The sequence below is a fragment of the Synechococcus sp. O70.2 genome (assembly GCF_047462135.1).
In the GTDB taxonomy this organism is placed as follows: Bacteria; Cyanobacteriota; Cyanobacteriia; order Thermostichales; family Thermostichaceae; genus Thermostichus.
This window is the reverse complement of the sequence record NZ_JANSIS010000007.1, coordinates 67201-93489: the sequence shown is the minus strand read 5'-3', so window position 1 is coordinate 93489 and position 26289 is coordinate 67201. Positions and strand designations below refer to the sequence as shown.

At 58.9% G+C, this 26289-nt stretch carries 26 protein-coding genes and 1 tRNA gene; 10 read left to right on the top strand and 17 right to left on the bottom strand.

The genetic code is table 11. The features are described 5' to 3' along the window. Window positions 1–2: 2 nt before the first annotated feature. The 3 genes from NW812_RS09110 to NW812_RS09100 all read right to left on the bottom strand — a co-directional run bounded on the left by NW812_RS09110 (window position 3) and on the right by NW812_RS09100 (window position 3184). Window positions 3–680: a hypothetical protein gene (locus NW812_RS09110; RefSeq protein ID WP_414396060.1), complete on the bottom strand. Its 678-nt coding sequence runs from the start codon at window positions 678–680 to the stop codon at window positions 3–5. 98 nt (window positions 681–778) lie between these two features. Next, window positions 779–1894, bottom strand: a complete 1116-nt coding sequence (locus NW812_RS09105) for an aldo/keto reductase (protein WP_414396058.1) — start codon at window positions 1892–1894, stop codon at window positions 779–781. Further along, window positions 1895–3184, bottom strand: a complete 1290-nt coding sequence (locus tag NW812_RS09100) for a cysteine desulfurase (RefSeq protein ID WP_414396056.1) — start codon at window positions 3182–3184, stop codon at window positions 1895–1897. A 142-nt stretch (window positions 3185–3326) separates the two neighbouring features. Between NW812_RS09100 and NW812_RS09095 the strand changes: the two genes are divergently transcribed. Beyond that, window positions 3327–3545, top strand: a complete 219-nt coding sequence (locus NW812_RS09095; protein WP_414396054.1) for a chlorophyll a/b-binding protein — start codon at window positions 3327–3329, stop codon at window positions 3543–3545. Window positions 3546–3643: 98 nt separating this feature from the next. Beyond that, window positions 3644–3949: a photosystem II assembly protein Psb35 gene (psb35, locus tag NW812_RS09090; protein WP_414396052.1), complete on the top strand. Its 306-nt coding sequence runs from the start codon at window positions 3644–3646 to the stop codon at window positions 3947–3949. A gap of 146 nt (window positions 3950–4095) precedes the next feature. Here the strand turns inward: psb35 and NW812_RS09085 are convergent, their stop codons facing one another. Further along, window positions 4096–5247, bottom strand: a complete 1152-nt coding sequence (locus NW812_RS09085) for a glucose-6-phosphate dehydrogenase assembly protein OpcA (RefSeq protein ID WP_414396050.1) — start codon at window positions 5245–5247, stop codon at window positions 4096–4098. A gap of 110 nt (window positions 5248–5357) precedes the next feature. Next, complete coding sequence (locus NW812_RS09080) at window positions 5358–6956, bottom strand: glucose-6-phosphate isomerase (protein ID WP_414396049.1); 1599 nt, start codon at window positions 6954–6956, stop codon at window positions 5358–5360. A 127-nt stretch (window positions 6957–7083) separates the two neighbouring features. On the opposite strand from NW812_RS09080, the gene ribD reads away from it, so the two are divergent. Beyond that, on the top strand, window positions 7084–8205 hold the full coding sequence (ribD, locus tag NW812_RS09075) for a bifunctional diaminohydroxyphosphoribosylaminopyrimidine deaminase/5-amino-6-(5-phosphoribosylamino)uracil reductase RibD (protein ID WP_414396116.1): 1122 nt from the start codon (window positions 7084–7086) through the stop codon (window positions 8203–8205). A 79-nt stretch (window positions 8206–8284) separates the two neighbouring features. Then, on the top strand, window positions 8285–8530 hold the full coding sequence (locus NW812_RS09070) for a hypothetical protein (protein ID WP_414396047.1): 246 nt from the start codon (window positions 8285–8287) through the stop codon (window positions 8528–8530). On the opposite strand, the gene NW812_RS09065 is transcribed toward NW812_RS09070, so the two are convergent. The 4 genes from NW812_RS09065 to crtE all read right to left on the bottom strand — a co-directional run bounded on the left by NW812_RS09065 (window position 8527) and on the right by crtE (window position 11679). Continuing rightward, on the bottom strand, window positions 8527–9354 hold the full coding sequence (locus NW812_RS09065; protein ID WP_414396045.1) for a DUF1350 family protein: 828 nt from the start codon (window positions 9352–9354) through the stop codon (window positions 8527–8529). The two genes, NW812_RS09070 and NW812_RS09065, sit on opposite strands and share 4 nt — an antisense overlap. 280 nt (window positions 9355–9634) lie before the next feature. Next, the gene (locus NW812_RS09060; RefSeq protein ID WP_414396043.1) at window positions 9635–10234 is read right to left on the bottom strand and encodes a hypothetical protein; all 600 of its coding nucleotides are present in this window, start codon (window positions 10232–10234) and stop codon (window positions 9635–9637) included. Window positions 10235–10273: 39 nt separating this feature from the next. Beyond that, the gene (locus NW812_RS09055) at window positions 10274–10735 is read right to left on the bottom strand and encodes a divergent PAP2 family protein (protein WP_414396042.1); all 462 of its coding nucleotides are present in this window, start codon (window positions 10733–10735) and stop codon (window positions 10274–10276) included. 50 nt (window positions 10736–10785) lie between these two features. Next, the gene (gene crtE / locus NW812_RS09050) at window positions 10786–11679 is read right to left on the bottom strand and encodes a geranylgeranyl diphosphate synthase CrtE (RefSeq protein WP_414396040.1); all 894 of its coding nucleotides are present in this window, start codon (window positions 11677–11679) and stop codon (window positions 10786–10788) included. Window positions 11680–11909: 230 nt separating this feature from the next. Here crtE and hemE point away from each other — a divergent pair, with 230 nt between their 5' ends. Continuing rightward, window positions 11910–13010, top strand: a complete 1101-nt coding sequence (gene hemE / locus NW812_RS09045; RefSeq protein WP_414396038.1) for a uroporphyrinogen decarboxylase — start codon at window positions 11910–11912, stop codon at window positions 13008–13010. A gap of 70 nt (window positions 13011–13080) precedes the next feature. Here hemE and NW812_RS09040 read toward each other — a convergent pair whose 3' ends face one another. Further along, window positions 13081–13551: a hypothetical protein gene (locus tag NW812_RS09040; RefSeq protein WP_414396037.1), complete on the bottom strand. Its 471-nt coding sequence runs from the start codon at window positions 13549–13551 to the stop codon at window positions 13081–13083. 519 nt (window positions 13552–14070) lie between these two features. Here NW812_RS09040 and NW812_RS09035 point away from each other — a divergent pair. The 3 genes from NW812_RS09035 to NW812_RS09025 are packed head-to-tail and all read left to right on the top strand — an operon-like array spanning window position 14071 to window position 18335. Continuing rightward, window positions 14071–16263, top strand: coding sequence for a phosphoketolase (locus tag NW812_RS09035; protein WP_414396035.1), 2193 nt, complete (start codon window positions 14071–14073; stop codon window positions 16261–16263). 46 nt (window positions 16264–16309) lie between these two features. After that, window positions 16310–17698 (top strand): AAA family ATPase, encoded by a 1389-nt coding sequence (locus NW812_RS09030; protein WP_414396033.1) that lies wholly within the window; start codon window positions 16310–16312, stop codon window positions 17696–17698. After that, entirely contained in the window at window positions 17676–18335 is a 660-nt protein-coding gene (locus tag NW812_RS09025) for a Rho termination factor (RefSeq protein ID WP_414396031.1), read from the top strand. Before NW812_RS09030 ends, NW812_RS09025 begins: the two co-directional genes overlap by 23 nt. A 35-nt stretch (window positions 18336–18370) precedes the next feature. Here the strand turns inward: NW812_RS09025 and NW812_RS09020 are convergent, their stop codons facing one another. Continuing rightward, window positions 18371–18922 (bottom strand): GDYXXLXY domain-containing protein, encoded by a 552-nt coding sequence (locus NW812_RS09020; protein WP_414396029.1) that lies wholly within the window; start codon window positions 18920–18922, stop codon window positions 18371–18373. A gap of 73 nt (window positions 18923–18995) precedes the next feature. Here NW812_RS09020 and NW812_RS09015 point away from each other — a divergent pair. Next, a tRNA-Met gene (locus tag NW812_RS09015) sits at window positions 18996–19067 on the top strand. Window positions 19068–19419: 352 nt separating this feature from the next. After that, window positions 19420–20331, top strand: a complete 912-nt coding sequence (locus tag NW812_RS09010) for a methylenetetrahydrofolate reductase (RefSeq protein WP_414396027.1) — start codon at window positions 19420–19422, stop codon at window positions 20329–20331. Here NW812_RS09010 and dapB read toward each other — a convergent pair. The 6 genes from dapB to rpsL all read right to left on the bottom strand — a co-directional run bounded on the left by dapB (window position 20328) and on the right by rpsL (window position 26098). Then, on the bottom strand, window positions 20328–21101 hold the full coding sequence (dapB, locus tag NW812_RS09005) for a 4-hydroxy-tetrahydrodipicolinate reductase (RefSeq protein ID WP_414396114.1): 774 nt from the start codon (window positions 21099–21101) through the stop codon (window positions 20328–20330). The genes NW812_RS09010 and dapB overlap by 4 nt on opposite strands. 121 nt (window positions 21102–21222) lie before the next feature. Next, window positions 21223–21540 carry a 30S ribosomal protein S10 gene (rpsJ, locus tag NW812_RS09000; RefSeq protein ID WP_414396025.1) on the bottom strand — a complete coding sequence of 106 codons (318 nt, stop codon included), beginning with the start codon at window positions 21538–21540 and terminating at the stop codon, window positions 21223–21225. A gap of 91 nt (window positions 21541–21631) precedes the next feature. Next, window positions 21632–22861 carry an elongation factor Tu gene (gene tuf / locus NW812_RS08995; RefSeq protein ID WP_414396024.1) on the bottom strand — a complete coding sequence of 410 codons (1230 nt, stop codon included), beginning with the start codon at window positions 22859–22861 and terminating at the stop codon, window positions 21632–21634. A gap of 18 nt (window positions 22862–22879) precedes the next feature. Then, window positions 22880–25009 carry an elongation factor G gene (fusA, locus tag NW812_RS08990; protein WP_414396022.1) on the bottom strand — a complete coding sequence of 710 codons (2130 nt, stop codon included), beginning with the start codon at window positions 25007–25009 and terminating at the stop codon, window positions 22880–22882. A 154-nt stretch (window positions 25010–25163) separates the two neighbouring features. After that, window positions 25164–25634: a 30S ribosomal protein S7 gene (gene rpsG, locus NW812_RS08985; RefSeq protein ID WP_414396021.1), complete on the bottom strand. Its 471-nt coding sequence runs from the start codon at window positions 25632–25634 to the stop codon at window positions 25164–25166. A gap of 56 nt (window positions 25635–25690) precedes the next feature. Further along, window positions 25691–26098 carry a 30S ribosomal protein S12 gene (gene rpsL / locus NW812_RS08980; protein ID WP_414396020.1) on the bottom strand — a complete coding sequence of 136 codons (408 nt, stop codon included), beginning with the start codon at window positions 26096–26098 and terminating at the stop codon, window positions 25691–25693. Window positions 26099–26289 lie beyond the last annotated feature (191 nt).

Below are 26289 nucleotides of genomic sequence, written 5' to 3'. Positions count from 1 at the left end.
GCTTAGGCTTTTGCCTCCGGGCCTAGCTCGAGCGCCAACAGCTCATCGGCCAACTGCAGAAACGCCTCCCGATCCAAATAGGAAACATCCCCCACCCATTCCCCTAGCTTGACCACGTAGACTTCGCTCAAAGTCGGCCGGCGCCGCAGATCGCGCGAATAGGCTTTCACCAACGCCAACACCGATTGTTTCTTAACAATTCGCCGGTAGCGGGGATCATCCCTAGCCCGCACGCGGTAAGTAACCCCCGTTTCATCGCCAATTTCCATCTCAAACTGGCGCTCTCGCACCTCCTCGATGTAGAGCTCCCCGTCCTCATCCAGCTTTTTCCGCTCTTCCACCACCACCTCGTAGCGGCGGGTACTCAAGACCTGGCCAAAGAAGAGCCCTCCGTAAGGGATCTCGCGAAAAGCCATCTGCCGGCGGGAGATGGTGTAGAGGGGCCCCCACAGGAAGGGGTAGAGCAACGAGAGAAACCCTGCCAGAAAGGAGACTGCCCCCAGGAAGGATCCCTCGCCAAAAGCGCGAGACAGCACCAGCAGCGCTACGCCCACCAAAATCGCCGTAATGATCCGGCCTACGCTGTTGAGGGCATCGCTCCAGTAAGCGGCGTACTGGAGCCGCGTAGGCACTAGCGGGATCACCGACTCGCACTCTTCTGGGGTAAGCTCCAACAACATGCACCGGGATCCTCGAAAGAACCAGACCCCATCTTAGAATGAGGCAGAGAGGCTCTGGGGCAAGTTTCCGGGGTCAGACAGCAGGTGGCCCATTTTCTTCACTCCCACAGCCGCCGAATGGGAGAGCGGTGCAAAAGGCGGTGGGTTTCAGCCAACAAGTCTGGGATCGGCAGGTGCTCGGGACAGCGAGGCAGACAGTCGCCGCACTCGGTGCAGCGGTCAGCAGGTACTCCCGGGAACCAGTGCCCTGCCTGGCCAAACATGTTGTAGCGATACTGGGCAAACTCCGTCATCTCGTGGGCAATGGCCAAGTTGCGCAGCCGCAGCACCTCTGGGATGTGGATCCCTTCTGGACAGGGTAGGCAGGCATAGCACTGGGCACAGCGGCTGGACCCCAGGCGCTCCTCTTCTGCTTGGCGCAGCCGCTCCTGCACCGCTAGGCCCTCCGTCCACCAGCGCTCCGGATCCTGCAGGGCCACCAGGGCTGTTTGTAACTCGTCAGGATGGGTGATGCCTAGGCTGAGGGTGTGGATGCGGGGATCCGCCAGCAAAAAGCGGTAGGCAAACTCCAAGGGGCTAAAGGGCGCACAGCTCTCCTGCAGGCGCTGGGGTGGGCGGTAGAGCATTCCCCCCTTGTCGGCGGGGGAGATGATGAACACCCCCATATCCTGCTGGGCCGCCGCCTCTAGGGCCGGTGCATTGCGCTGCTGGAAAAAGTGGTAGTGCAAATTAACAAAGTCAAACTGGCCGGTCTGGATGGCCTCTAGGATTAGCTCCAGGGATCCATGGGTGGAAAAGCCGATGTAGCGCACCAGCCCCTCCTGCTGCGCCTGCCTGAGCAGCGGCAACCCTTCCCGCAGTACCCACTCCAGGTGTTCGGGCAGGTTGATGCCATGGAAGGCAAACTGATCCAGATACTCCACCTGCAGCCGCCGCAGGGATCCCTCTAGTCGTTCCCGCAGCCTCTCGCCGGGCGTAAGCTTGGTGGTCAGGATCAGGCGCTGCCGCGGCACTGCCAGCTTCTGCAGGATCTCCCCCAAGAGCACCTCTGCATGGCCGTAGGCCTGCGCTGTTTCCAGGTGGTTGATCCCTGCCTCCAGCGCCGCTGCCACCGTGGCCTGGGCCTGCTCCGGCGGCACGTTGACCAGCCGCATGCTGCCCAGGGAAAAAGCCGACATAAGCTGCTGGGTGCGCCCAAAGCGGCGGTAGAGCATCTAGCCCAAGGCCTCCCTGAAAAACGCCACTGCCTCCGCCAGCACCTCGAGGAAGCGATCCACCTCGGCCAGGGTGTTGTAGAGGTAGACGCTGGCCCGCGCTGTCGATTGCACCTGCAAGTGGCGGTGCAGCGGCTGGGTGCAGTGGTGGCCAGCCCGGATGGCGATCCCCTGCTCATCCAGCAGCGTAGACAGGTCGTGGGGGTGGATGCCCTCCGCTGAAAAGCTGACCAGTCCTGCCCGGCGCGCCGGATCCTTGGGGCCATAGATCTTCAGGCCTGGAATGCGCTGGAGCCCCTCCAGGAGGCGAGCGGTTAACTTTTGCTCATGGGCATGCACGCGCTCTAGCCCAATCTGGCTCAAGTAGTCTACGGCTGCCCCCAAACCCACCGCTTGGGCAATGGCCGGCGTGCCCGCCTCAAACTTGTGGGGGATATCGGCGTAGGTGGCGTGATCCCAGTACACCTCAGCAATCATCTCGCCCCCACCCAAAAAGGGCGGCATGGCCCGCAGCAGCTCCCGCTTGCCGTAGAGCACCCCAATCCCAGTGGGGCCGCACATCTTGTGCCCAGAAAAGGCCAGCCAATCGCAATCCAGGGCCTGCACGTCCACGGGCATGTGGGGCACACTCTGGCAGGCATCCAGCAACACCCTAGCCCCGTAGCGATGGGCTAACTCAATCACCTCCCGAACCGGGTTGATGGATCCCAGCATGTTGGAGACGTGAGCTACCGCCACTAGGCGGGTGCGATTGCCCAGCAGAGAGCGGTAGTGCTCCAGATCCAGCTCGCCTTCGGGCGTGATCTGGATAAACCTAAGGCAGGCCCCCGTCTTCTGAGCCACGAATTGCCACGGGATCAAATTGCTGTGGTGCTCCATCACCGACAGGATGATCTCGTCTCCCCGCTGTAGGGTGCTCATGCCCCAACTGTAGGCCACTAGGTTAATGGCCTCGCTGGCGTTGCGGGTGTAGATGATCTCCTGCGGGGAGGGCGCATTGACAAAGCGGGCAATCTTCTCCCGCGCCCCCTCATAGGCCTCAGTGGCTTCGTTGCCCAGGGTATGCACCCCCCGGTGCACGTTGGCGTTGCTGTGCCGATAGTAGAGATCCATGGCCTGCAAAACCGCCAGCGGCTTCTGGGAAGTAGCCGCATTGTCGAAGTAGATGAGCGGCTGGCCGTTGATTTGGCGCTGCAGGATTGGAAAATCCGGCCGCACCTGGGCAGCTAGGTCGGCAGCGGCATCAAAAGCCTGGCCCAGCTTGGGGGAAGAAAGAGGGGATACCGCCATAGTCTGCGCAGAAGCCTACCTCCCTCAGTATGGCATCGCTCTAGGATCCACCCCGAAAACTCTCCCTTGCCGGCAGAAGAGAGTTGTCACAAACTGTAATTTGGTGTTAATTTTCTTTGAGAAAGGTTATGAGGTATTAACCATGCAACCCTCTCCCCGGATCCCTTCTCGCCTGGATTCTGCTTCCGTAGCTAAGTACTACGACACCACCAACGACTGGATCCCGGGCTGGACGGAGCAGGCGGAGCGCTGGAATGGCCGCCTGGCTATGGTGGGTTTTGTCATCAGCATCGCCACCGAGGCGCTAGTGGGCCACAGTGTTTTCGCCAGCACCCTCGCCCAGTGGCTGGGACTGCGGTAGCTCTGGCAAGGCAAGCTGGAGAAAGCGGTGGCGGGCCGCTAGGATCCCAGTTCTTCTCCAGCCAGCTTGTTGGCTTAGCACTTCGACACTAGACAGCAATGCTTGACAACCCCTTCCTCCCCTACATCGCTGTGATGGTAACTGGCCTAGTGGCTGCCGTTGCCCTGGGTTCGATAGCGTTCTTTAACTCCAAGCGCCCTGCAGGCTGGGAGGGTGCTGTTCGTCCACCCTATGTGCCGCAGTATGGGCAAGAGGGCGAAGCTCCACCGGCATGGGAAATTGGCTGGACGGAGCAAGCTGAGCGCTGGAACGGGCGGCTGGCCATGCTGGGGTTTGCCATTAGCATCGCAGTGGAAGCACTAGTGGGCCACAGTGTGCTGGCCTTTGTCCTAGGCCTGCGCTAACAGCCGGCCCGGATTTCTTGAGCAGGTCTCTTGGGACGTCCTGAGCAGCCAAGGCTTTCGTTGGCCAAGCGGTGTGTTGGGTAGAGCTTGAACATAAAACGGGTCCGTCTCCCCAAGACCGATTTTCTTCAAGCAGGCTCAAGACTCTACCCCGTTGCTGCGCTTTTGCTCAACTTGAGGATCTGGGCCGCCACGCCTAGGGTTTCTTCGTAAAGATAGTCAGGGCCAGGCCGCTGCAACTCGGCAGCCAGCAGCGTTTCCAAGGAATCCTGCTCCAGGGGTGCCACCTGGCGAACCACGCATCTCTGGGCACCTCCCCTGGCTTCCATGCGCATGCAGCCGGTGGTTTCCGAACAAAGCACGGTGCAGGCGTTGGCTTCCTGGTTGCTCGAGGTGAGGCGCAGCCCAATGAGGTCCCCCGGCTGGCTAGTCTCCGAGACCAGGGGTACGGCGGCCAACTCTGCCTTCACCTCACCTCCAGCTTGAGTTTGGAAGCGGATGAGGTCAATCTCATAGTCCTGTTCCCGGCTCTGCGCTCGCTCGGTGGGCGTCCACCCCAGACGGCTGGCCAGCCAGCTCAGGAAAAGGAGGGCCTGGCAGGGGTTGCCGGCTTTGTAGTCAATGGTTACCTGATCTATCCAGTACAAAGACTCCCGCCGCTCTGGCGGGTCGAAGGCTTGGGCAGTGAGTTCCTGCCAGGGCAGCAGCCGGCGCCAGTTGAGATCCCCGCAGTGGTGTCCCTCGCTGACGAGAAGATTCATCTCCTGCAAGTCTTCCTCGGGATTGACAAAGCCCCGGGAGTCGACGATGACGCGGCTGCTTAGAGCCACCAACTTCTGAAACAGCAAGCTGTTCAAGTCCAGGTTGCCTTGCCACCACAGGAAGGTGGGCAAGTTGGGGATCAACAGCGAGGCGACGGTGCTGCAAGCCCGCACAAGAGCCGATTCCGGTGCCTTCAGGGTGATGTATTCGCAACACACTAGCGAGCTGCGCTGTTCGCGCGTCACCGGACAGTAGGCAGCTACCTGGGCCTCGAGGGTGTCGTCTGTGGCTCCCTCCCGTTTGGCCCGCAGGTCAATGACGCGGCAGGGGTTTTGGCTAGCAATGGCCTCGACGGTGGGGGAAGGCAGCAGCAGGGCATCGTCTAGCGACTCATACACCACCAGGGTAAAGGTGGCGGCCCGGGCGGCAACGCTCTCTTCCTTGGAGGACCAGATTTTGTTTAGCTCCTGCTCGATTTCCTCCAGGGAGACGTCTTTTGGGGCTTGCAAAGGCAGGACGGCAGCAGGTTGATCCATCGTCTCCTCCTGCAGTGGGCTTTTGCTTGATTCTAGGCAGACAGACCGGCTGCCCAGGAGGGGTTTAAGGTGAGATACAGATCTTTCTTCAGGCTGCCTCTTCTAAACCCTCAGGCCAGACGCGGCTGGATGCTCAGCTCCAAGGGTCGGCCAGGATCCCCCACAAGCACCAGACCGCGGCCATTGGCGTGTAGATGCCGCACAATCCAGTACAGCGTTTCGATGCGCTCCGGGCAGCCCAGTTTTTCTGCCAACTGAGTTAGGGTCAGGGATCCTTTTTGCTCTTGCATCACCTCCAGCACCTGACGCTGGAGCTGCAGGACGGCGCTAGCCGCTTTCTTGCCGGCTTCCACCCCCGGCTGGTGATAGGCGTTGACCTGGATCAAGGAGGCGTAGAGGCCCACTGCGCGTTCGTAGAGGGCAATCAGGGCCCCCACGGAGCGGGCATCCACCCGCGGCAGCGTCACCGTGATGGAGTCGCGCCCGTTTTCGTAGAGGGCCTGGCGGGTGCCCTGCAGTAGGCCATCCAGGTAGTCGCCGCTGGTTACCAGTGGCTCTACGAAGGGGGAAGGGATCCCGGGCTCGCGATCCTGGAGCACCTCGATGAAGGTGACGAAGAAGTTGTTCAAGCCCTCCCGCAACTGCTGCACGTAGGCGTGCTGATCGGTGGTGCCCTTGTGGCCGTAGACGGTTAGGCCCTGCTCCACCAGGTTGCCCTGCAGGTCGTGGGACTTGCCTAGGGACTCCATCACCAACTGCTGCAGGTAGCGGCTAAACAGGGCCAGGCGGTCTTTGTAGGGTAAAACCACCATATCCTTGCGCCCCCGCCCCTCGCCGACGATGTACCAAGCCATGGCCAAGAGGGCAGCGGGGTTGCGCTCCAGCTGGGGTACGCGGGTGGCCTCGTCCATGGTGGCGGCCCCGGCCAGCAAAGCCCGGATGTCGATCCCCTGCAACGCTGCCGGCAACAGGCCTACTGCCGAAGTTTCTGACGTGCGCCCCCCCACCCAGTCGAAGATGGGGAAGACCGCCAGCCACCCTTCCCGCTGCGCCTGCTGCTCCAATTGGCTGCCGGGACCGGTAACGGCTACTGCCTGGCTGGCAAAGGGGATCCCGGCCTTCTGGTAAGCCAGCGCCACCTCCACCAAGCCGTTGCGCGACTCGGGCGTGCTACCGGATTTGGAGGCGACAACCACCAGGGTCTGTCCCAGTTTGCCTGCTAGCCGTCCCAGCACCCGATCAAACCCGTCGGGATCCGTATTGTCGATGAAGTGGATGTTCAAGGGCGGCTGCAGCGGAGCCAAGGCCTCCGCCACAAATTGCGGCCCCAGGGCCGAGCCGCCAATGCCAATCCAGAGCAGCTCGGTGAAACGCCCTCCTCCACTTGCCGGGATCACGCCGCCGTGGATCTTTTTGGCAAAGCTCTCCACCTGTTCAACGCAGTCTTGAATTGCCTGCCGGATTTCGGCAGTGGGAGCCAGCTCCGGCGCCCGCAGCCAATAGTGGCCCACCTGGCGACCTTCGTCCGGGTTGGCGATGGCCCCGGCTTCTAAGGCCTGCATTTCAGCAAAAGCCCGGGCAAAGAGAGGCCGCAGCGCCTCCACTTGGGCAGGGGTAAAACGGATGCGGCTGATATCCACAAAAATTTCCAGCTCGGGATGGTAGTAGAGCCAATCGCAGTAGCGCTGCCAAAGTTGAAGGCTGTCCATGGGATCCCTGCCGCCAAAGCCGTAACCAGCTTACCAAAGCCGTGCCGCAGCCGGCTCCCTGCCAAGAAGCAGCTAGGATCCAAAACACCGCCTGCTAAAGTGCTCCCCGAAAGCGCCTCCCATGAACCTGGACGCCGACCGGCAGTGGATGGAACGCTGCCTCTCCTTGGCCCGCTCGACACCACAGCGCCCCTCCCCTAACCCGCGGGTAGCCTGCGTCATTGTCCGGGGGGATCAGGTGGTGGGGGAAGGTGTTCATCTAGGAGCCGGCCAGCCCCACGCCGAGGTCTTGGCTCTGCAGCAGGCGGGATCCCTGGCCAAGGGCGCCACCCTCTACGTTAACCTCGAGCCCTGCAACCACTATGGGCGCACCCCCCCTTGTACTGAGGCCATTCTGGCGGCTGGGATCCGGCGGGTGGTGGTGGGGATGCAGGATCCCAATCCGCTGGTAGCCGGCAAAGGGATCCGTCGCCTGCAGGAGGCAGGAGTCGAGGTGACAGTGGGGGTGCTGGAGCAGGACTGCCAAGAGCTCAACGAGGGCTTTGCCTTTGCCATTGTGCGAAAGCAGTGTTTTGGCCTGCTCAAATACGCCATGACCCTAGACGGCAAGAGCGCGGCCACCACTGGCCACAGCCAGTGGATTAGCAACCCCTTGGCACGAGAGTGGGTTTACCGCCAGCGGGCCTGGCACGACGCCGTGATCGTTGGCTCCCAAACCGTTTGGCACGACAACCCCCGCCTCACCTGCCGCCTGCCGGATTTTCAGGGATCCCAGCCTCTGCGGGTGGTTCTCAGCCGCTCCCTTAACCTCCCCCCAGTGGCCCACCTGTGGCAAGTGGAGGAGGCGCCAACTTTGGTGATTACCGAAGCCACTGAGGCCCATCCCCTCTGGGGAGCCCTGGCCAAGCAAGGGGTGGAGCTGCTGCACCTGGATCGAGTAACCCCGGCTCGAGCAGCGCAGGTTCTCTTTGAGCGAGGCTGTCTAAGCGCCCTCTGGGAATGCGGCGGCACCCTGGCCTGGGCAGCCCTCAAGGATGGGGCCATTCAGAAGGTGGCCGCCTTCATCGCTCCCAAGATCCTGGGAGGGGCCAACGCACCAACTCCCGTAGAAGGGGAAGGGATCCCTGAGGTCAACCAGAGCTGGCAACTGCTGGAGCCGCAACTGCAGACCTTGGGAGACAACTGGCTAATTAGCGGGAAGCTGGCTCCCTTCCCTCTGGCCGCTGAGGCAGGGTTAGCTTCTTCCTGAGGCTTTGGACCCCTTGGCCTCCTGCCCATGGTAGGTAAGCAGCAGCGATGTTACACTAAGTTACAGCATAGATTACGATATGTCGATCATCCTTGCTATTGTTGTCTTGCTGGGATTTTGGGCGCTGCGCCTGATGGAGCAGGCTTTCCAGCGGCAGGAGTTCTCGCGCATGCTAGCGGGAACCTTAGTGGCTACGGCTGCTGGTGGCCTCTTGACCTGTTACTTCCTGATGAGCGACATCCTACGCCTGTTGCTTTACCTGCAAGCCCACTCTTCTTCCTCCTATGCCCAAGATCTCCTCTCGGATCTCAGCTGGCTCGACTAGGCCAGTTGGGCTGACAACCAGGCTTTGATGCGCTGGATCAGGAGGTAGTTGGGGGCAAGCAAGTTTTGGTAGAGAAGCTGTGCAAGAGCGTCGACAGGGCTAAACTCTTGCCCAACCAGGAAAGGATAGCTAAAGCCCAGAGGAGTTAGGTGATCCCCCTCTAGGCGCTGCCATTCGGTGTGCTCCCCGTACTTGCGAGAAAGCTGCTGATAGAGCAGTGGAATATCGTCAATATCATCCTGCTGAAACTCTACAAGCAGGTTGTTTCTCACCGGATACCGCTCCTCAATGAGGCGATTGGTCTCTGCCGGAGAGGGCTCAAACTCCAACCACAGGTTTACCGGCGGTGACGAGGATCCCATCCACATCCGCCACAGATCGCTGAGTTGCTGTTGAGGCCACGCTTGCACCAACACCTGCAACAGCGGCAGCGCCCGCTCCAACCCGGCATTGCTGTAGGCCAAAAAAATATTGCCGCGCCGCTGGGATCCCAAAGAAGGGAGGGCTAGGCAGGAGAGGATCTGCAGCTTACCTCCAAGGCTGTGGCCCAAGCCAAAGAGGGGTAAGTCCATCAAGCCTTTGCTCTGCAGGCTTCTATGGAGAGATCGTGCTGCCTTGAAGGCTATTTGGGCGTGATCGAGGTCGGTGGCGTAGGCAGTGGCTACAACGGCCATGCCCATGCGGGCCAATTCTTCCAACAGACGGCTGTAGAAAAACTGCGGCGCAGATCCCACAAACGCTCCGCCTAGAAAGTGGATTACGGCGCGGGGTTGGGGAGGCAGAAGAAACCAAGTCTCTCCATCCGTTTGCCAAGTCGGTTTCATGGCGCAGCAACCTCACCTGCCATTTGACTGAGATTCCTCCCAACGGGATCCCCCTTCATCCTAATTGCCCCCTCTTTGCAAGGGGAAGGGCAAACTGGACAAGCTTCCCTGAGAAAGCCTTGGCGAGACCTTGTGAAAGTACCACTAGTAATTTCCCGGGGCAAAGTTAGCGCGAACGGCCCTGGACTTTGGCCAAAATACGTGTGGTTATGCCAAGCATTTGTTGTATTCTGGGCTTGTGAGCTAATCGATGATGAAGCGCTATGCCCACGGGACGTAGCTAGAACAGCAGCGTGCAGAAGCTGGTCAACAGCAGTGTCAATGCCGTCAGAAGCAGGCTAAAGCTCCACAGCCACACCGCAGCAAGCAGTAGGATCCCGATGACCCAGATGAGCAGGGCATTCCAGTAGGGTCGGTTAGGGGCTTTGGAGACGTTAATTCTTTGAAAGAAAGGCAGCAGGACAAATGCCACATCCAGCAATAGACGCGGCAGCCGCAGATCCTGGGGTAGCGGCCGATCCCGCACTGCCAGGTAGAGCAGCCCCCAGCTCAATAGAAGTGGGATCAGCAGCAGATAGCTGGACTCGGCCAGCAGCGGCCGATCCACCACCAGGGGAAACAGAGGGCTGATCCCCCAGCCCAGATAGAGGTAAAAGTTGAAGTTCAGCAGTGGCCGCAGCAGGGGGGGTAGGTTGAGGCTCTGAATACTCCCCCGGGCTCCAACTCTCTTGCCCCCAGATCCGCCTTCTCGAGGGATCGGCTTTGCCCCAGCTCGCCAACCGCAGTAGTCACAGTAGGGAGACTTGTACCGGTAGGCTGGGATGGGCTTACCACAGGCCGGGCAGCGTTGGAGGGGACGAGGTTGGGAATTGGAGGCCATGGTTATCCCTGATGCGGCTGCTCCAGGATGCCTCAAGCTTTAGCTAATGCCCAAAGCAAACGAGAGGGTAATACAGGCCGCCCCTAGGGCTGCCCCGGCGAGCACCTGGATGGGCGTATGGCCCAGCAGCTCTCGCAGGTAGGGCTCCTGGAAGCGATCGGCGCCTTTCTCTTCCAACCATTCTTCTAGGAGGCGGTTCAACACCTGCGCCTGCTTGCCAGCAGCCTGGCGGATCCCGGCAGCATCATACATCACCACCAGGGCAAAGACCACCGTTGCTGCAAACAGGAGGCTATCCCAACCTTCCTCTAACCCCACGCCCACGGCCAAAGCAGTCACCAGGGCCGCATGGGAGCTGGGCATCCCCCCCATCTCCAGCAAGACCCGCAGGTTGAGCTTGCCCGAGCGCACATAGGCCAGGATGAGCTTGATGGCCTGGGCTAACCCACTGGCCAGCAGGGCAACCCAGAGAACATGGTTAGCCATCAACTGTTGCAGCATAGGGCTCTCCGGCAGAGGAAGGGGGGAGCAAGGCCTCCAAGGGGGGCAGGTTAATGCTGGCGGCGGGCGATGAAATCTGCCAGGGCCAACAGGGGCTCAGCCTGGGATCCATAGGGGCGCAGCGCCTGCTTAGCCGATTGGATCAGCTCTTCGGCCTTCTCCCGAGAGGCCTCTAGACCCAGCAGGCTAGGGTATGTGGCTTTGGCAACCACTTGATCTTTGCCTGCTGTTTTGCCCAACTGTTCGCTAGTGGCAGTGACATCCAAAATATCGTCGACAATCTGGAAGGCTAGGCCAATATCCTGGGCATAGTGGCTCAACCGCCCCAGCAGCTCCTCATCGGCCCCGGCCAGGATCGCTCCTGAGACCACTGAGGCCTCTAGCAGGGCGCCGGTTTTGTGGCGGTGGATGTACTCCAGGGTTTCCAGGGAAATGGCCTTGCCCTCCGACTCCAGATCCACCACCTGGCCTCCCACCAAGCCAGTTGCCGCAGCCGCATGGCCAATGCGGGCAATCACCTCCAGGATCCGCTGCGGCGGCACCCCCCGCGTTTGGCTGGCGATATACTCAAAAGCGTAGGCCAGCAGGGCATCGCCTGCCAAAATGGCGATATCCTCACCAAACACCTTATGATTGGTGGGCTTGCCGCGGCGAAAATCATCGTTGTCCATGGCCGGCAGATCGTCGTGGATCAACGACATGGTGTGGATCATCTCCAGCGCACAGGCCGTAGGCATGGCCTGCTCCACCGAGCCGCCGGCCAACTCACAGGCTGCTAGACAGAGGATGGGCCTGAGGCGCTTCCCCCCTGCCAGGAGGCTATAGCGCATTGCCTCATAGAGGCGTTCTGGATAAGCAGGCCTAACCGCGGCAGAGAGGGCTTCCTCCACCTGTTGCTGCCGCTGGCTTAGGTAGGTTTCTAGGTCGAAAGTTTGGGCAACCAAGCTGGTTTTCCTCTCAACTCAGCCCCAGAGGATCCCTAGCGGGCAGCTCTACAACAAGGCCCACAGGCTGACATTATCGCATGTTCGCCCGAGCTCCGGATCCCTCCTGCCAAGGCTTGCTTTGGCTTATGGCGAGGATTGCAAGTACTGGGATCTTTGGAGTGCAAGCTTGCGCCGTTTGTCATCTCGATGTCAGGATGCACTAAGGGTCTTCACTGGCTGAGTTTTTCATGTCCCACTCACCTGCCTACCTCAGCGCTTCTCCTCCTCCCGATGGCGATGGCAACCGCCTGCTACGGGCAGCCCGCGGGGAAGTGGTGGATCGCCCCCCAGTTTGGATGATGCGCCAGGCGGGCCGCTACATGGCGGCCTACCGCGAGTTGCAGAGCAGGTACACCTTCAAGCAGCGCTGCGAGATCCCGGAGCTAGCCATCGAGATCTCCTTGCAACCCTTTCGCGCCTTTGCCCCCGACGCCGTGATTCTGTTCAGCGACATCCTCACTCCTCTCGAGGGCATGGGCATTACCTTTGAGCTGGTGGAGAACCAGGGGCCGATTATCGACCCGCCAATTCGCTCCCAAGCCCAGATTGAGCAAATCCGACTGTTAGAGCCAGAAGAAAGCTTGCCCTTCATCAAAACCATTCTTACGACCTTGCGCCGTGAGGTGGAAGGGAAGGCGACCCTGCTGGGCTTTGTTGGCTCACCTTGGACTTTGGCCTGTTACGCTGTCGAGGGGCGCAGCTCCAAAGACTATGCCTACATCAAGAGTTTGGCTTTCACCCAGCCGCAGCTCTTGCACCAGCTTCTGGGCAAGCTGGCCGATAGCATTGCCCGCTACGTGATCTACCAAATTGAGAGCGGTGCCCAAGCGGTGCAGTTGTTTGATACGTGGGCTGGCCAGCTCAGCCCCAGCGATTACGAGACCTGGGCTTTGCCCTACCAAAAGCAGATTGTGGATCAGGTCAAGGCTCGGTATCCCCAAGTGCCGCTGATCCTCTACATCAACGGCAGCGCCGGCTTGCTAGAGCGGGTGGGTAAAGCTGGTATCGACGTGTTCAGCCTTGACTGGATGAGTGACATGGCAGAAGCCAGGGCCCGTCTGGGATCCCTGGCTGTCCAGGGCAACCTCGATCCGATGGTCTTGCTGGGATCGCGGGAGTTGATCCGCCAGCGCACCCTGGAGGTGATTCGGAAGGCGGGCTCGCGGGGGCACATCATGAACCTGGGCCATGGGGTTCACCCTGCCACCCCTGAGGCCAATGTCCACTACTTCTTCGAGACGGTGCGCCAGTCGCCGGAACTCCTGAGGGCCGCTTCGCCAGCTTCCTGACTGAAGCCCAGCAGGCTCCGGCGCCCTTTTCTCTCCAGCCTGCCGAAACGCTGCGCGAGGATCCCCCCCTTCAATCGGGCTCGAAAGATCCGTCCTCCTCTTCTAGGCTCCAGCTTGCTGCCAAGGCGTCCGCCATTGCCGCCCGCAGCGCGCGAGTATCTGCCCACAGTTGCGCGGGATCCGACAGCGGATCCGACAGGGGAACCAAACGCAAGATGCGGTGCTCCTGCACCAGATCGATCACCACGCTAGGCCGTTCCGTGCCCACCTCTGCCACCTCAGCGGGGGAGGGATCCCGCAAGCAGGCGTAGTCGAAGCTGTTTAGGTTTAGGTAGAGGCTGCGATTGGCCACCAAGGTGGCCGCCGTTGCATCCTGAAATACCTCCATCACATAGCCCTCCCCCTGCCTTTGCACCTGACCTTCGACGATATCGAAGTAGCGAACCCGCCCCAAATCCGCCAAAAGACGGTAAATATCCCGCTTGTTAACCAAAATTCCGCTGTCGACAATGCAGGGGGCACAAGGACGACTCTCGGTCATAGGGCAGCTAGTCTTGAGGCACAAATAGGTGGGTCGGGAAGTTGTGTTGAATCCTCAATTAGGGCAAAGAAAATCCAAAGACTTTGCGAAACTCAAGCTACCACAGGATGAACTCTCCCTTTCTTTGCCAAGGGCTGCAGGCTCCTTAAAGATCCCGCTCTGGCCTCCCTTGAATGTATCACAGCTTTTCCAAAAGGGACATGGGTCTTCGCTTTCAAGATGTCTCCACGATATAAGGTCAAGCAAACTGGTTGAGCATCTGCCGTCTTTGATCTACATATTGTGGAAAAGTAAGCAGCCAAGGAGTTTGAGACACTAGATGTTGTAGGCAACAGCAAGAGCAGCCCATCTCTGCCCCAGTCTCTGTCGTCGATGAGGAAGATAGACCGCGCAACCTTTTGCCTGCCCAAGCCAGAGGCGCAAGGGAGAGTGGCGGCTAGAAGAGTTCGGCTTAAAACCTCCGAAAAGCTTTATCCGGTTTAAAGTGAGGATTGACCTGACAAGAGTGAGGCTTGGCCGATGACAACTGCCCCAATTCCCGCCTTCTGCCAAGGGATCCGCTACTTTGGCGATCCCTGGCCGGAATTCGACCGCCTGGGCCAGGAACCTGCAGTGGATGCTGCCACAGGCAAGCTGCGGGATCCCGGCAGCCGTATGGCCGCCTACCAGACCTTGCTCTATGCCGATGCGCTGCGCTACCTCACCCTGCAGATGACCGCCAGCAAAGCCTCGGGCCACCCGGGCGGATTTGCCAGCCAAGCGGAAGCCTATGCCGCTTTGGTGTACCTGGGCCAAAAGAACATCCCTACCGAGGTGGGCCACCACGCGCCCGGCTTCTATGCCGCCATGTTCTTGGATGGATCGCTGGCGGAGATGGGCATCCACACTGTCTCCGACTTGCAGGCTCGCTTTCGGGAACGGGAAGGGCTGCTGGGTCACCTCTCTGGCTACATCCCCGGCCTGCTAGCGCCAGCAGGGCCCCTCGGGCAGGGGCAGCATTTTGCCATGGCCGCAGCCTTGCTCTACCCGGATCGGCTCTTCCCCGTCACCATCGGCGATGGGGGCTTGGGGGAGCCCTACGTGATGAGCTCCATGATCCACTTTCACACCGCCTTCCCGCAGCGCACCAACTTCCTGCCGGTGCTGGTCTGGAACGGCTATAGCCAAGAGCACCACAGCATGATCTCGACCTTCACCAACGCTCAGATGGTCGAGTACTGGCGGGGCAATGGCTTTGAGGAAGTAGTGCTAGTCGACGCCAAAGACTTCGACGATGCCCAGCAGCCCGGCCCCTATGTGGATAGCACCCAATTTTCTCTGGAAGCCCGTCTGGCCTTTGCCCAGAGGGTACTGACCGAGATGGAGCGGGCCATCCAGTCAGCGCTGAGCGGACATCTGACGGTTTTCATCCTCAAACAACTCAAAGGAGCAGGCGTGCACGCCAAGGGATCCAAATCCCACAACCTCTATGCCCACCACACCTTGGATCACCCCGACATCGTGGCCGCTCTGCAGGCACGGGCCCTCCACCCAGCCGCTTGGGCTTTGGTGCGCCAAAACTGCGAGCGGGCAGCCGGTGGACCAGCCGCCAAGGTAGTTGTCACGGAGTCCGTCCGGCCCTTGCCGCCGCTGGGATCCCTGAACTTAACCGAGTTCCCCCTCGGCGATAAGCAAGTCTCCACCACTGCCATCGGCGCCTTGGTGGTGCAGGTGGGGCAGAAAGACCCTGACTTTCTGGTAGCCAATGCCGATGGCAACGAGGCCTCTGGTCTTGCCAATGTCAACCAGGGCCTGAAAGTCATCCACCCCACAGTGGATCCTCTCTACAACCAACAGCCCCAAGGGCGGGTCTACGAACCCCTGAGCGAAGATGCCTGCGCTGGCTTGACAGGGGGCCTGGCACTCTTTGGCGGGCGCTCCCTCTGGTGCTCCTACGAAGCCTTTGCCGTCAACGGCTTGCCCATCTGGCAGACGGTAACCCAGGCGATGGCGGAGCTGCGCCGCCCCACCCCTTCCGCTATTGCTCTCTTCACGGCTGGAGCGTTGGAGCAGGGACGCAACGGCTGGACCCACCAGCGGCCGGAAATTGAGGCCTACCTAGCGGCCATGATGCGCAACGGCAACATTTTCCCCCTCTTTCCCCCCGACGCCAACTGCGCCCAAGCTGCCTACGAGTGGGCCTTATCGACCTTCAACAAAGGGATCCCGATCTTTGCCAGCAAAACCCCCTTGCCCATCCGCACCACCCTAGAACAAGCCCGCCAAGCAGTGGAGCAGGGTTGCACTGTGCTGCAGGAACTACCTGGCTCCCGCACCGTGGTCTTTGCCGTGGTGGGAGATATGATCCTCCTGCCCGTCTTTGCCGCCGCTGAACAGCTCAAGGCCCAGGGGATCGGCAGCAAAATTGTCTCTGTGGTCAACCCCCGCCGCCTCTATCGCCCCGGCGACGTGGCCTGGTCCACCTGTGCCCAAGCTGATGGGGAGTTCATGTCTGACCAGGAGTTTGCTGCCTGGTTTGCTGGCGAGGCCCTCATTGGCGTAACCGGCGGATCCAGCCTGATGTTGGAGCCCCTATTGCTGCGCTACACTGGCCCGCGCGACATCTTTGCCTGGAAACGCGGCGAAACCACCGCCACCCCTACGGAACTCATGGACTACAACAGCCTGACAGCCCAGGCGCTGGCAGAGAGGGCAAAGCAATTGCTAGGCTAAGGGCAAGCTTTTAGCTTGGTTAGCATTGTCCACCTTATTTTTTCCTATGACTGAGGCTAGCTATCTCCGAGAGAAGCTTGAGAGTATATCTCCCACCGAGAGGGTAGAGCGAATTGTTGTCCAACGCTTTGCTGTTCCTCTCCTGCAGGCGCTTGGCTTTGACGAGTTGGAAATTAGAGAAGAATTCGAGACAGGTTGCGGCCAGGTCGATCTCGCAGCAAGAAAGAACGGAGATCCTGAAGATATTTTCTTGAGATCCCCGAAGAATCCCTACTTGCTTTTGGAGGCAAAATCTAGAGCAGTTAATCTCAGAGAAGGATCTTACTATAGAGATGCAGTTTATCAGATAGAAAGTTACTTGCTTGCCAAGAACTGCAAATCTGCAAAATGGGGAATTATCACCAATGCAAATAACATCCAGCTTTGGAGGAAGCACGGAAAAGTCGTTCACCCCGCTACAGCAAACCTTGATATTAGCTCAGATAACATTGAGAGCATAGTGCGTAACTTGCGAGACAAGATAGAAAACTATGAGCGCGCTCTGACTGTATGCGTGTATAACAATAAAGGGGGCGTAGGCAAAACAACGACGGTCATTAACCTTGCGGCAGCACTAGCAACCAAGGGAAAAAAGGTCTTAGTTGTTGACTTTGATTCTCAGGGTGATCTGACAGGAAGTTTGGGAGTCACTCCTGGAAAAATTACACTGACGCAATGTTTAAAGGATCCCAAAATAGACGTCCATGCCATTGTCCAAACATATAGACTCGAGGGTAAACGGATTATATTTTCCATCTTCGAAATCTTTGACAGACTCAAAGGCAAGCAGAGTACCCTTCCCATCTTCGACATTATCCCAAGAGACCCTGAACTAGAGACGTTGACTGATAGCCGGGCAGTAGCATATATCCCAAAGGGAACTCGGCGCCTTCGCGATCTCATTGCCCCTCTTCGCAATGAGTATGATTACATCCTAATCGACTGCCCAACTCAATGGCTTTACTTTAGCCAGAGTGGTGTTTTTGCTGCCGATGTTATTTTGATACCTACCCGCCCCGACGATCTGTCTTCCCTGAATAATGCTGCTAGAGTAATCACCCAGTTTATTCCAGAAACTGCTAGGTCACGACAGGATGGTGGCCCCAGGACTTTGCCTATCTTTTTCAATGGCGTCCCCTCCTCAGGAAGCGAAAACACTATTAAACGAGCACATGATGAGATAGACGAAATTGTCAGCCAAGAGAGAAGCATGAACCTACTTCCATATTTCCGGCCAAAACCTAAGAAAGGTAATGAGGACAAATACATTTTCAGAATACCTGAATATGCAGTGATAAAAACTGCAGCCTTTGAAGGAGTCCCTGCCGTCTTTAAGCGCAGGAGAGTTTTAGAATGCTACCAGAGTCTTGCCCGTGAGTACTTTATCGATGAGTGAGTTTTCAGATCTAGGTAGGTTGGTTAACTTACCCCTTGAGAGCATTACGCCCGCCGACGGGTTTTCTGCTCCCTCCTTCCTTGTTACAGCAGCCGCAGATCAGCTAAGGGCGACAGGAGGACACAACTGGGTTCCTCTGCTGGTGGCCGAGGCTGGCAACTATCAGTACAAGGCCATTGGTAACCATTTTGTCTATGCAGTTGCTCGAGAGGCAGGGCTGGAGAGGCTCTGGTGCATTGTTGTCGATCCTGATCCAGAGCAGGTTAAGCAGGCCCAAATCCTCACCAGAGAAATTGTCCCAAAGGTGAATCTGACAGAGGCCCCGAGAGAAACTATCTTGGCCGCGTTGAGATACCTGGCCGAGCAACCTGGCACTCCGCTCAAGGGAGTTGATGTAACCATTGCAGCCGCGCGAATTGCGGAGGCAGATAGGAGCTGGTGGCAGGACTTAACCCCCATAACCAAGCTGGGGTGCAAAATTACACGAGGCAAAAAGTTGGAGGCCCTGAAAGAAGTATTTTTTCTAGCTCCTACAGCGCCACCTCCTAGCCAGAAGAAGTCGTCTAAAAAATCCACAGCATCTGCCAGGGCCAAGAAAACAAGCGCAACTCGCTCTCGGAAAAAGAAAGAGGGCTAGAAGGGCGGCAGAGCAAGACCAGCTTTACTCTTCTCTTAGTACCGCTGTTCTCCTACCCAAAGGCCCACCAGCGCTGCTTGGCCCCAGCGATCCACCTTCACCTCTGCTCGCAGGGTTTCTGGGTGGCGGCGGATCTCTAGTTCCAAAACATCTCCCAGCGCTTCCGAAATGAAAAACTCTTCGATCCCAAACCTAAGCTGCCCACCATCAAACCACCCTTGTAGGACAACCTCTTTAGGTCGCAGCTCCCTGGGCCGGTCGCGGCTGATGCCGATGGCCTGCCAGGGTCGAGCAGGATCCCCATTGGGAGGGGCCAAGCGCAGGTAGAGTAGCCCTGGCTTACTGAGCTCAGGTGACCAGCCCGGCAACTTTTCCAGCTCAGGAGACTGGGCAAGCGTGTAGCTCAAAGCTATGTACCGACCTCGCAGAAGGTCGTAGGGATCCACAGGAGCTATTTGTAGATAGATTGTGGTGCCGGTGGCGAGGGTCAGGGCTTTGCGGGCTGGTACCAGTGCAACCAGGCCCACCTGTAGCAGCAGGGCTAGCCAAAATCGCCGTAGGGATCCCTGGGGAGAAGGAGTTGACACAGATAGCCGGGGAGAGCAATTTTTAGGGAGCAGTTTCAATGCAGAGATGCTATTCTAGGCTAAGCACCTCCCTGGCTCAGTAGCTCAGCGGTAGAGCAGGGGACTCATAAGCCCTGGGTCGCGTGTTCGAATCACGCCTGAGCCATCCCAAGAAGAGGTTGGCGTAGTGCTGGTGAATCCCAGATACACTAGTCAAGCCTGCTCCAAGGATCTGCCTATCCAGCAGCGCAGGAAGAGGTTAGGGTGCGGGCATTGTGGCTGGGAAGAAATGAGACTGCGCTTTTGGGGGCTTCTGTAAACCAGCCCGCTAGAGGCTCGCGGGTGGCTTGCCAACTGTAGGGCTATGTTCGCGCCAGCGGGACGGAGTCCTTACAGCCCCCAGCTTTTACCCCTGCTCTAAAGAAAAAGCAATGCCTTAGCTAGAAAAACTCTCTCAAACGATCGATAATAGGCCAGCGCACTGCTTTCTCTTCTTACTGCTTTCTCTTCTTAAAACTGTGGCCTTGACTTGCTCACCGCCATCGCGCTTTGCTCAAGCCATTCAGCGGGGAGAGTTTCTGCTCACCGCCGAGATCACCCCACCCAAGGGATCCGACACCACTGCTATGCTGGCTTTGGCCCAGCAGCTCAAACAGCGGGTGCACGCCATCAACATAACTGACTCCAACCGGGCTGTTGCCCGCATGAGCCCCTTGGCCGCCTCGCTGCTGCTGCATCAAGCGGGCATTGAGCCCATCCTGCAACTGGCCTGCCGGGATCGCAACCGCGTGGCTCTCCAGGGGGATCTGCTAGGAGCTTCGGCTCTTGGACTGCGCAATGTTTTAGCCCTGACGGGGGATCCCATCCACGTCGGGGATTGCCCCGATGCTCGAGCCGTCTTTGACCTGGAGTCGGTGCGCTTGCTGCAGCTTATCCAGCGCCTCAACAGCGGCCTTGACTGCAACGGCAAACCCCTTCCTGACGGCGGCACCTGCCTGTTTCCGGGGGCAGTGGTAGAGCCACAATCCCCTAGCTTTTCGGGCCTGGAGCGGCGCTTCTACCGCAAGCTGGAGCACGGGGCCCAGTTTTTCCAGAGCCAGATGGTGACCGACTTCGACCAACTGGAGCGCTTCATGGACAAGCTGGGGCGCCCTGCCGGCAAGCCCATCCTGGCCGGTATCTTTCTGCTCAAGTCTGCCAAAAACGCCCTGTTCATCAACCGCAACTTGCCAGGGGTGCAGATCCCGGAGGCCATCATCCAGCGGCTGGCCAAGGCTCCCGACCCCCTGGAAGAAGGGATTCGCATTGCCGCCGAACAAGTGCGCCAGGCCCGCCAGATCTGCAACGGCGTGCACCTGATGGCCGTCAAGACCGAACATCTCATCCCCCGCATCCTTGACGAGGCCGGGATCCCACCTCTTAGCAACTAGCTCAACACCTGCTCCAGCCCGTAGACCAATCCCTTAAGCTGCAACACCTTGCGGATGCCCAGGATCACCCCCGGCATAAAGGCCACGCGGTCGGTGATGTCGTGCCTTAGGGTGAGCGTCTGCCCCATGCCGCCGAAGATTACTTCCTGGTGGGCGACCAACCCCGGCAGGCGAACGCTGTGGATGGGGATGTTGGGGCCAGGGATCCCACCCCGCGAGCCGGGGATCAGCTCCCTTTCTTCCACCTCGGGGGGGTTGAACGCCTTGCCCAGTTGTCCCAGCCGCTGGGCCGTCTGCAGAGCCGTGCCACTGGGGGCATCGGCCTTGCGGTTGTGGTGCAGCTCGACGATCTCCACGTGATCGAAATATTGAGCCGCCTGCAGCGCCAGCTGCTGCAGCAGGATCATGCCAATGGCAAAGTTAGGCGCAATGAGGCAGCCCACGCCAGCCTTGTCCGCCAGATCCCGCAGCCGCTCCAGTTGCTCCGGCGTTAGGCCGGTTGTCCCCACCACTGGCCGCACCCCAAAAGCAATTGCCGAGCGGACGTTTTCGTACACAGAGCTAGGATGGGTGAAGTCCACCATGACGCCTCGGGTACTCTGCTGCGACAGCCGCAACAGCTGCCCTGCCAGGTCGTCGCTGATGGCCACTCCCAACGCTCCTAGCCCTAACACCTCGCCAATATCTACGCCTAGGTGCGAACGAGCCACTGCCCCCACCAACCTCATGTCGGGGGTTTGGGCCACTGCTCGCACCACCTCCCGCCCCATCCTGCCCAGGGCTCCTACCACTAAGACGGGGATGGGCTCAGAATTTTGTCCTTCTTGCTCGACTGCCGTCGCCACCGCCTGCCCCCTTACCTTGGAGCGCTAGAGATCCCCGCCCAGGCCATCACAACTTCACCTCAATGTCTACCCCTGCCGGCAGATCTAGCTTCATCAAAGCATCGATAGTCTTGGAGGAGGGGGAATAGATATCGATAATGCGCCGGTGGGTGCGGATTTCAAAATGTTCCCGCGAGTCCTTGTCTATATGAGGGGAACGCAGCACACAGTAGAGGCGCCGCCGCGTCGGCAGCGGAATTGGCCCCACTGGCACTGCCTCTGTTCGGCGGGCTGTATCCACAATTTTGGCGCAGGAAGTATCCAGCAGCCGATGGTCGTAGGCCTGCAAGCGGATGCGAATTTTTTGTTGGGTTAAAGTAGCCATACTTGAAGAGAGAGTAGGGTGTACTTAAAAGGCAACAGGGATCGAGTCCTCTGGAGTAACCAGCGCCCAATCCCTGCTGCGAGCCAGTAGCTTACTTCAGGATCTTGGAGACTACCCCAGCTCCAACCGTCCGACCGCCTTCGCGGATGGCAAAGCGCATCCCCTGCTCAATGGCAATGGGTCGGATGAGCTCCACCGTCATCCTAACGCGGTCGCCCGGCATCACCATCTCCGGCTTCGAGCCATCGTCAGCCGTAAAGGAGGAAATGGTGCCCGTGACGTCGGTGGTACGCACGTAGAACTGGGGACGATAGCCCGCAAAGAAGGGTGTGTGGCGGCCCCCCTCTTCTTTGGTGAGGACATAAACCTCCGACTCGAACTGGGTGTGGGGGGTGATGGTTTTGGGCTGGGCTAGGACCATGCCCCGCTCCACTTCGTTTTTCTGAATACCCCGCAGCAAAACGCCGACGTTGTCGCCTGCAATCCCCTCGTCCAGCGTCTTCTGGAACATCTCCAGACCCGTCACCGTGGTGGAGCGGGTCTCGCGCAGCCCCACGATCTCTACCGTATCCCCCACCTTGATGCGGCCGCGCTCAATTCGGCCGGTTGCTACCGTGCCACGACCTGTAATCGAGAAGACATCTTCTATTGCCATCAGGAAGGGCTTGTCCACCTCCCGCACTGGCGTCGGGATGTAGGAGTCGACCGCATCCATCAACTCATGGATCTTGTCCACCCAGGGATCCTCACCCCGCTGGGTTTTGGGGTTGGCTTGCATCTTCTCCAAAGCCTTAAGAGCCGATCCCCTGACAATTGGGATTTCGTCGCCGGGGAAATCGTACTTGGAGAGGAGCTCCCGCACCTCCAGCTCTACCAGCTCCAGCAGCTCCTCGTCGTCCACCATATCTACCTTGTTGAGGAAGACGACGATGTTGGGCACTCCCACCTGGCGGGCCAGCAGGATGTGCTCCCGCGTCTGCGGCATGGGTCCATCTGCCGCCGACACCACCAAGATGGCCCCGTCCATCTGGGCTGCCCCTGTGATCATGTTTTTTACGTAGTCAGCGTGGCCAGGGCAGTCCACGTGGGCGTAGTGACGCTTCTCTGTCTGGTACTCCACGTGGGCCGTGTTGATGGTGATACCGCGGGCTCTCTCCTCTGGCGCTGCGTCAATCTCGTCGTAGCGCTTGGGCGTCGCTTGGCCGAGGGCAGCCAAGGCCATGGTAATGGCGGCGGTCAACGTCGTCTTACCATGGTCCACGTGGCCAATGGTGCCAACATTAACGTGGGGTTTGGTGCGTTCGAACTTAGGGCGTGCCATGAATCCTCACTTCCTTTTTCAGTTAGCTACGTTTCCTTTGCTTTTGGCAATGATGGCTTCCGCGATATTGCGAGGAACTTCCTCGTAGTGGCTAAACTCCATCGTAAAGATACCCCGCCCTTGCGTCCTGGAGCGGATGTCGGTGGCATAGCCAAACATCTCTGCCAAGGGAACCTTGGCGGTGACCTTGGAAGTGCCACCTTCCGTAGTCATCCCCTCCAGCTGGCCGCGGCGGGCGTTGATATCCCCAATGACATCCCCGACAAAGGCTTCGGGCACTTCCACCTCCACCCTCATCACGGGCTCCAAGAGTACGGGGTTGGCTCTGCGAGCGGCTTCCTTGAGAGCCAGTGAACCGGCAATCTTAAAGGCCATCTCGCTAGAGTCCACCTCGTGGAAGGAGCCGTCCACCAGGGTGACGCGGATATCAATCAGCGGATAGCCAGCCAATACACCGGACTCGCAGGCTTCGCGGATCCCTTGCTCAGCCGGTGGAATGTATTCCTTAGGAATGGCCCCACCCACAATTTTTGAGATAAACTCGAAGCCTGTACCTGGCTCTGCCGGCTCCAAATCAATCACCACGTGGCCATACTGGCCGCGGCCACCGGTTTGGCGGATAAACTTCCCTTCCACACGGCTGACGGCCTTGCGGATGGTTTCGCGGTAGGCCACCTGCGGGTTGCCGACGTTGGCCTCCACGTTGAACTCCCGCAGCATTCGGTCTACCAGAATCTCCAGGTGGAGCTCGCCCATGCCGGAGATAATGGTTTGGTTGGTTTCTGGATCCACCGAGACGCGGAAGGTGGGATCTTCCTTGGCCAGGGCCTGCAGCGCCCTCGAGAGCTTGTCAACATCCGCCTTGGTTTTGGGCTCAATGGCCACGGAGATGACCGGCTCGGGGATGTAGAGGGATTCTAGGATCACCGGAGCATTTTCGTCGCAGAGGGTGTCGCCGGTGGTGGTGTCCTTCAGGCCCAGCACCGCTCCCAGATCCCCTGCCCGCAGCTCATCTACATCCAGACGCTCATCTGCCTTGAGCACCACCAGTCGCGAGATGCGCTCTTTCTTGTTTTTGGTAGAGTTGAGCACGTAAGTGCCCTTGGTCAGAACGCCGGAGTAGACGCGAATAAAGGTGAGATCTCCATACTTGTCGCTCATCAGCTTAAAGGCAAGGGCGGAGAAAGGCTCCTCGTCGCTGGCCTTGCGTGACACCTCTGTGCCATCCGGCAGTATGCCCTTGATGGCTGGAATGTCGATGGGAGAGGGGAGGTAATCCACCACTGCATCCAGAAGCATCTGGATGCCCTTGTTCTTAAAGGCAGAGCCACAGAGCATCGGCACAATTTGACCGCTGATGGTGCCCTTGCGCAGACCTAGTATTAAATCTGCTTCGCTCAAGTCCTCCTCGGCAAAATACTTTTCCATCAGGGTTTCATCGACTTCAGCCACCGCTTCCACCAGCTTGGCCCGGTACTCCGCTGCCAGATCCTTCATTTCCTCTGGGATCGGCTCGGAGCGAATGTCCTTGCCAAGCTCATCCATGTAGATGTAGGCCCGCCTGCGCACCAGATCAACGATGCCGCGGAATTCTTCCTCTGCCCCAACAGGCAATTGAATGGGAACGGCATTGGCTTTAAGGCGCTCCCGGATCTGGTTGCAAACCTTGAGGAAATTGGCCCCCATGCGATCCATTTTGTTAACAAAAGCAATGCGGGGCACGTTGTAGCGATTAGCTTGGCGCCAGACCGTCTCTGACTGCGGCTGCACGCCTGCTACGGAGTCAAAGACAGCAATCACGCCGTCCAGCACCCGCATGGAGCGCTCCACCTCAATGGTGAAGTCCACGTGGCCGGGTGTATCGATGATGTTGATGGTGTACTCTGGCGCACCGGCAAGAGGCTGGGAGGGGTTTTCCGGATCCCGCTTTGTCCAGCGGGTGGTGATGGCTGCAGCCGTGATGGTGATACCCCGTTCCCGTTCCTGTTCCATCCAGTCGGTTACCGTGGTTCCCTCGTGAACCTCGCCCATCTTATGCACCAGGCCCGAATAAAAAAGAATCCGCTCCGTCGTCGTGGTCTTGCCGGCATCGATGTGAGCTGCGATGCCGATATTGCGGACTCGCTCTAGGGGAACTGTGCGCGCCACGTTAACCTCCCAATCCTCGTCGCCCTGCGACCTAGGCAAACTAAAAAACCTTTACAATTTTAATCTCTTTTGCCGACTTTTCTCCAGATCCTACGCCTCTCCTAGGCTATGGAGAGGGATAGCAACCACTGCCTCCTTACTTGGCCAGACAAGCTCAGTAGCGGTAGTGAGCAAATGCTTTGTTGGCCTCAGCCATACGATGGACTTCCTCTCGCCGACGGATGGCACCGCCGGTTTCGTTGGCTGCATCGATGATCTCGTTGGCCAACTTGGCTGACATAGTACGGCCTGAGCGAGTGCGGGCAAAGGTGACTAGCCAACGCAGCGCCAGCGAGGTACCTCGCTCTGGCCTCACCTCCACGGGTACTTGATAGGTGGCCCCACCCACGCGCCGCGCTTTGACCTCCACCAGAGGGGTGACGTTGCGCACGGCATTTTCCAGAACGGCCAGCGGCTCCTGGCCAGTGCGCTCCCTCACAAGGTCAAGAGCCTCGTAGAGAATCCTGGCAGCTAGAGACGCCTTGCCCCTCATCATTATCTTGCGCATGAGCATGGTCACCAAACGGCTCCCGTATTTGGGATCGGGGGGCACTTCACGACGAGGGGCACGGCTACGGCGAGACATAGTGGGACTGTCTAGAGAGGGGTAATGCAGGATAGGAAACTGGTCTCGGAAGAAGACTATTTCTTCTTGCCTGTAGCGGCTGGCGCTTGACCAGGCTTGGGTCGTTTTGCGCCATACTTGGAGCGGCCTTGCTTGCGGTCTTTGACTCCTGCAGCGTCAAGGGTGCCGCGAATGATGTGGTAGCGCACGCCAGGTAAGTCTTTTACCCGTCCGCCGCGCACTAGAACCACGGAGTGCTCTTGCAGGTTATGGCCAATGCCGGGAATGTAAGCTGTAATCTCAAAGCCAGAGGTCAGCCGAACCCGTGCCACCTTCCGCAGGGCTGAGTTGGGCTTTTTGGGCGTTGTTGTGTACACTCGCGTGCAAACTCCCCGCCGCTGCGGACACCCTTTCAGAGCGGGTGACTTGCTCTTGCGGACAGCAATGCTTCGCTCTTTGCGAATTAGCTGTTGAATGGTGGGCATGGGTTGGCCAGGACGGCTAGTCTTTATTTGGCAGTACCTAATCCTAGCAAGCAGGGATCCCGCCGTCAACCGTCGGGTCTCCAGCTCCTCTTCTAGACTGAAACCGACAGGAGCACCTTGCAGCAGCTATGGGCTGGCTGGATTGGTGGATTGCACTTCCTTGCCCGCTCTGCCAGCGGCCAGCTAGGGGA

Coding starts and splice junctions, on each gene's coding strand:
- NW812_RS09060 (WP_414396043.1), bottom strand. CDS start 10,234: ATGGCCTCCAATTCCCAACCTCGTCCCCTCCAACGCTGCCCGGCCTGT.
- NW812_RS09080 (WP_414396049.1), bottom strand. CDS start 6,956: ATGGACAGCCTTCAACTTTGGCAGCGCTACTGCGATTGGCTCTACTAC.
- rpsL (WP_414396020.1), bottom strand. CDS start 26,098: ATGCCCACCATTCAACAGCTAATTCGCAAAGAGCGAAGCATTGCTGTC.
- hemE (WP_414396038.1), top strand. CDS start 11,910: ATGTCCCACTCACCTGCCTACCTCAGCGCTTCTCCTCCTCCCGATGGC.
- NW812_RS09055 (WP_414396042.1), bottom strand. CDS start 10,735: ATGCTGCAACAGTTGATGGCTAACCATGTTCTCTGGGTTGCCCTGCTG.
- rpsJ (WP_414396025.1), bottom strand. CDS start 21,540: ATGGCTACTTTAACCCAACAAAAAATTCGCATCCGCTTGCAGGCCTAC.
- NW812_RS09035 (WP_414396035.1), top strand. CDS start 14,071: ATGACAACTGCCCCAATTCCCGCCTTCTGCCAAGGGATCCGCTACTTT.
- NW812_RS09095 (WP_414396054.1), top strand. CDS start 3,327: ATGCAACCCTCTCCCCGGATCCCTTCTCGCCTGGATTCTGCTTCCGTA.
- NW812_RS09085 (WP_414396050.1), bottom strand. CDS start 5,247: ATGGATCAACCTGCTGCCGTCCTGCCTTTGCAAGCCCCAAAAGACGTC.
- NW812_RS09110 (WP_414396060.1), bottom strand. CDS start 680: ATGTTGTTGGAGCTTACCCCAGAAGAGTGCGAGTCGGTGATCCCGCTA.
- rpsG (WP_414396021.1), bottom strand. CDS start 25,634: ATGTCTCGCCGTAGCCGTGCCCCTCGTCGTGAAGTGCCCCCCGATCCC.
- dapB (WP_414396114.1), bottom strand. CDS start 21,101: ATGGGGCGGGAGGTGGTGCGAGCAGTGGCCCAAACCCCCGACATGAGG.
- tuf (WP_414396024.1), bottom strand. CDS start 22,861: ATGGCACGCCCTAAGTTCGAACGCACCAAACCCCACGTTAATGTTGGC.
- NW812_RS09105 (WP_414396058.1), bottom strand. CDS start 1,894: ATGCTCTACCGCCGCTTTGGGCGCACCCAGCAGCTTATGTCGGCTTTT.
- NW812_RS09040 (WP_414396037.1), bottom strand. CDS start 13,551: ATGACCGAGAGTCGTCCTTGTGCCCCCTGCATTGTCGACAGCGGAATT.
- NW812_RS09070 (WP_414396047.1), top strand. CDS start 8,285: ATGTCGATCATCCTTGCTATTGTTGTCTTGCTGGGATTTTGGGCGCTG.
- psb35 (WP_414396052.1), top strand. CDS start 3,644: ATGCTTGACAACCCCTTCCTCCCCTACATCGCTGTGATGGTAACTGGC.
- NW812_RS09030 (WP_414396033.1), top strand. CDS start 16,310: ATGACTGAGGCTAGCTATCTCCGAGAGAAGCTTGAGAGTATATCTCCC.
- NW812_RS09100 (WP_414396056.1), bottom strand. CDS start 3,184: ATGGCGGTATCCCCTCTTTCTTCCCCCAAGCTGGGCCAGGCTTTTGAT.
- NW812_RS09065 (WP_414396045.1), bottom strand. CDS start 9,354: ATGAAACCGACTTGGCAAACGGATGGAGAGACTTGGTTTCTTCTGCCT.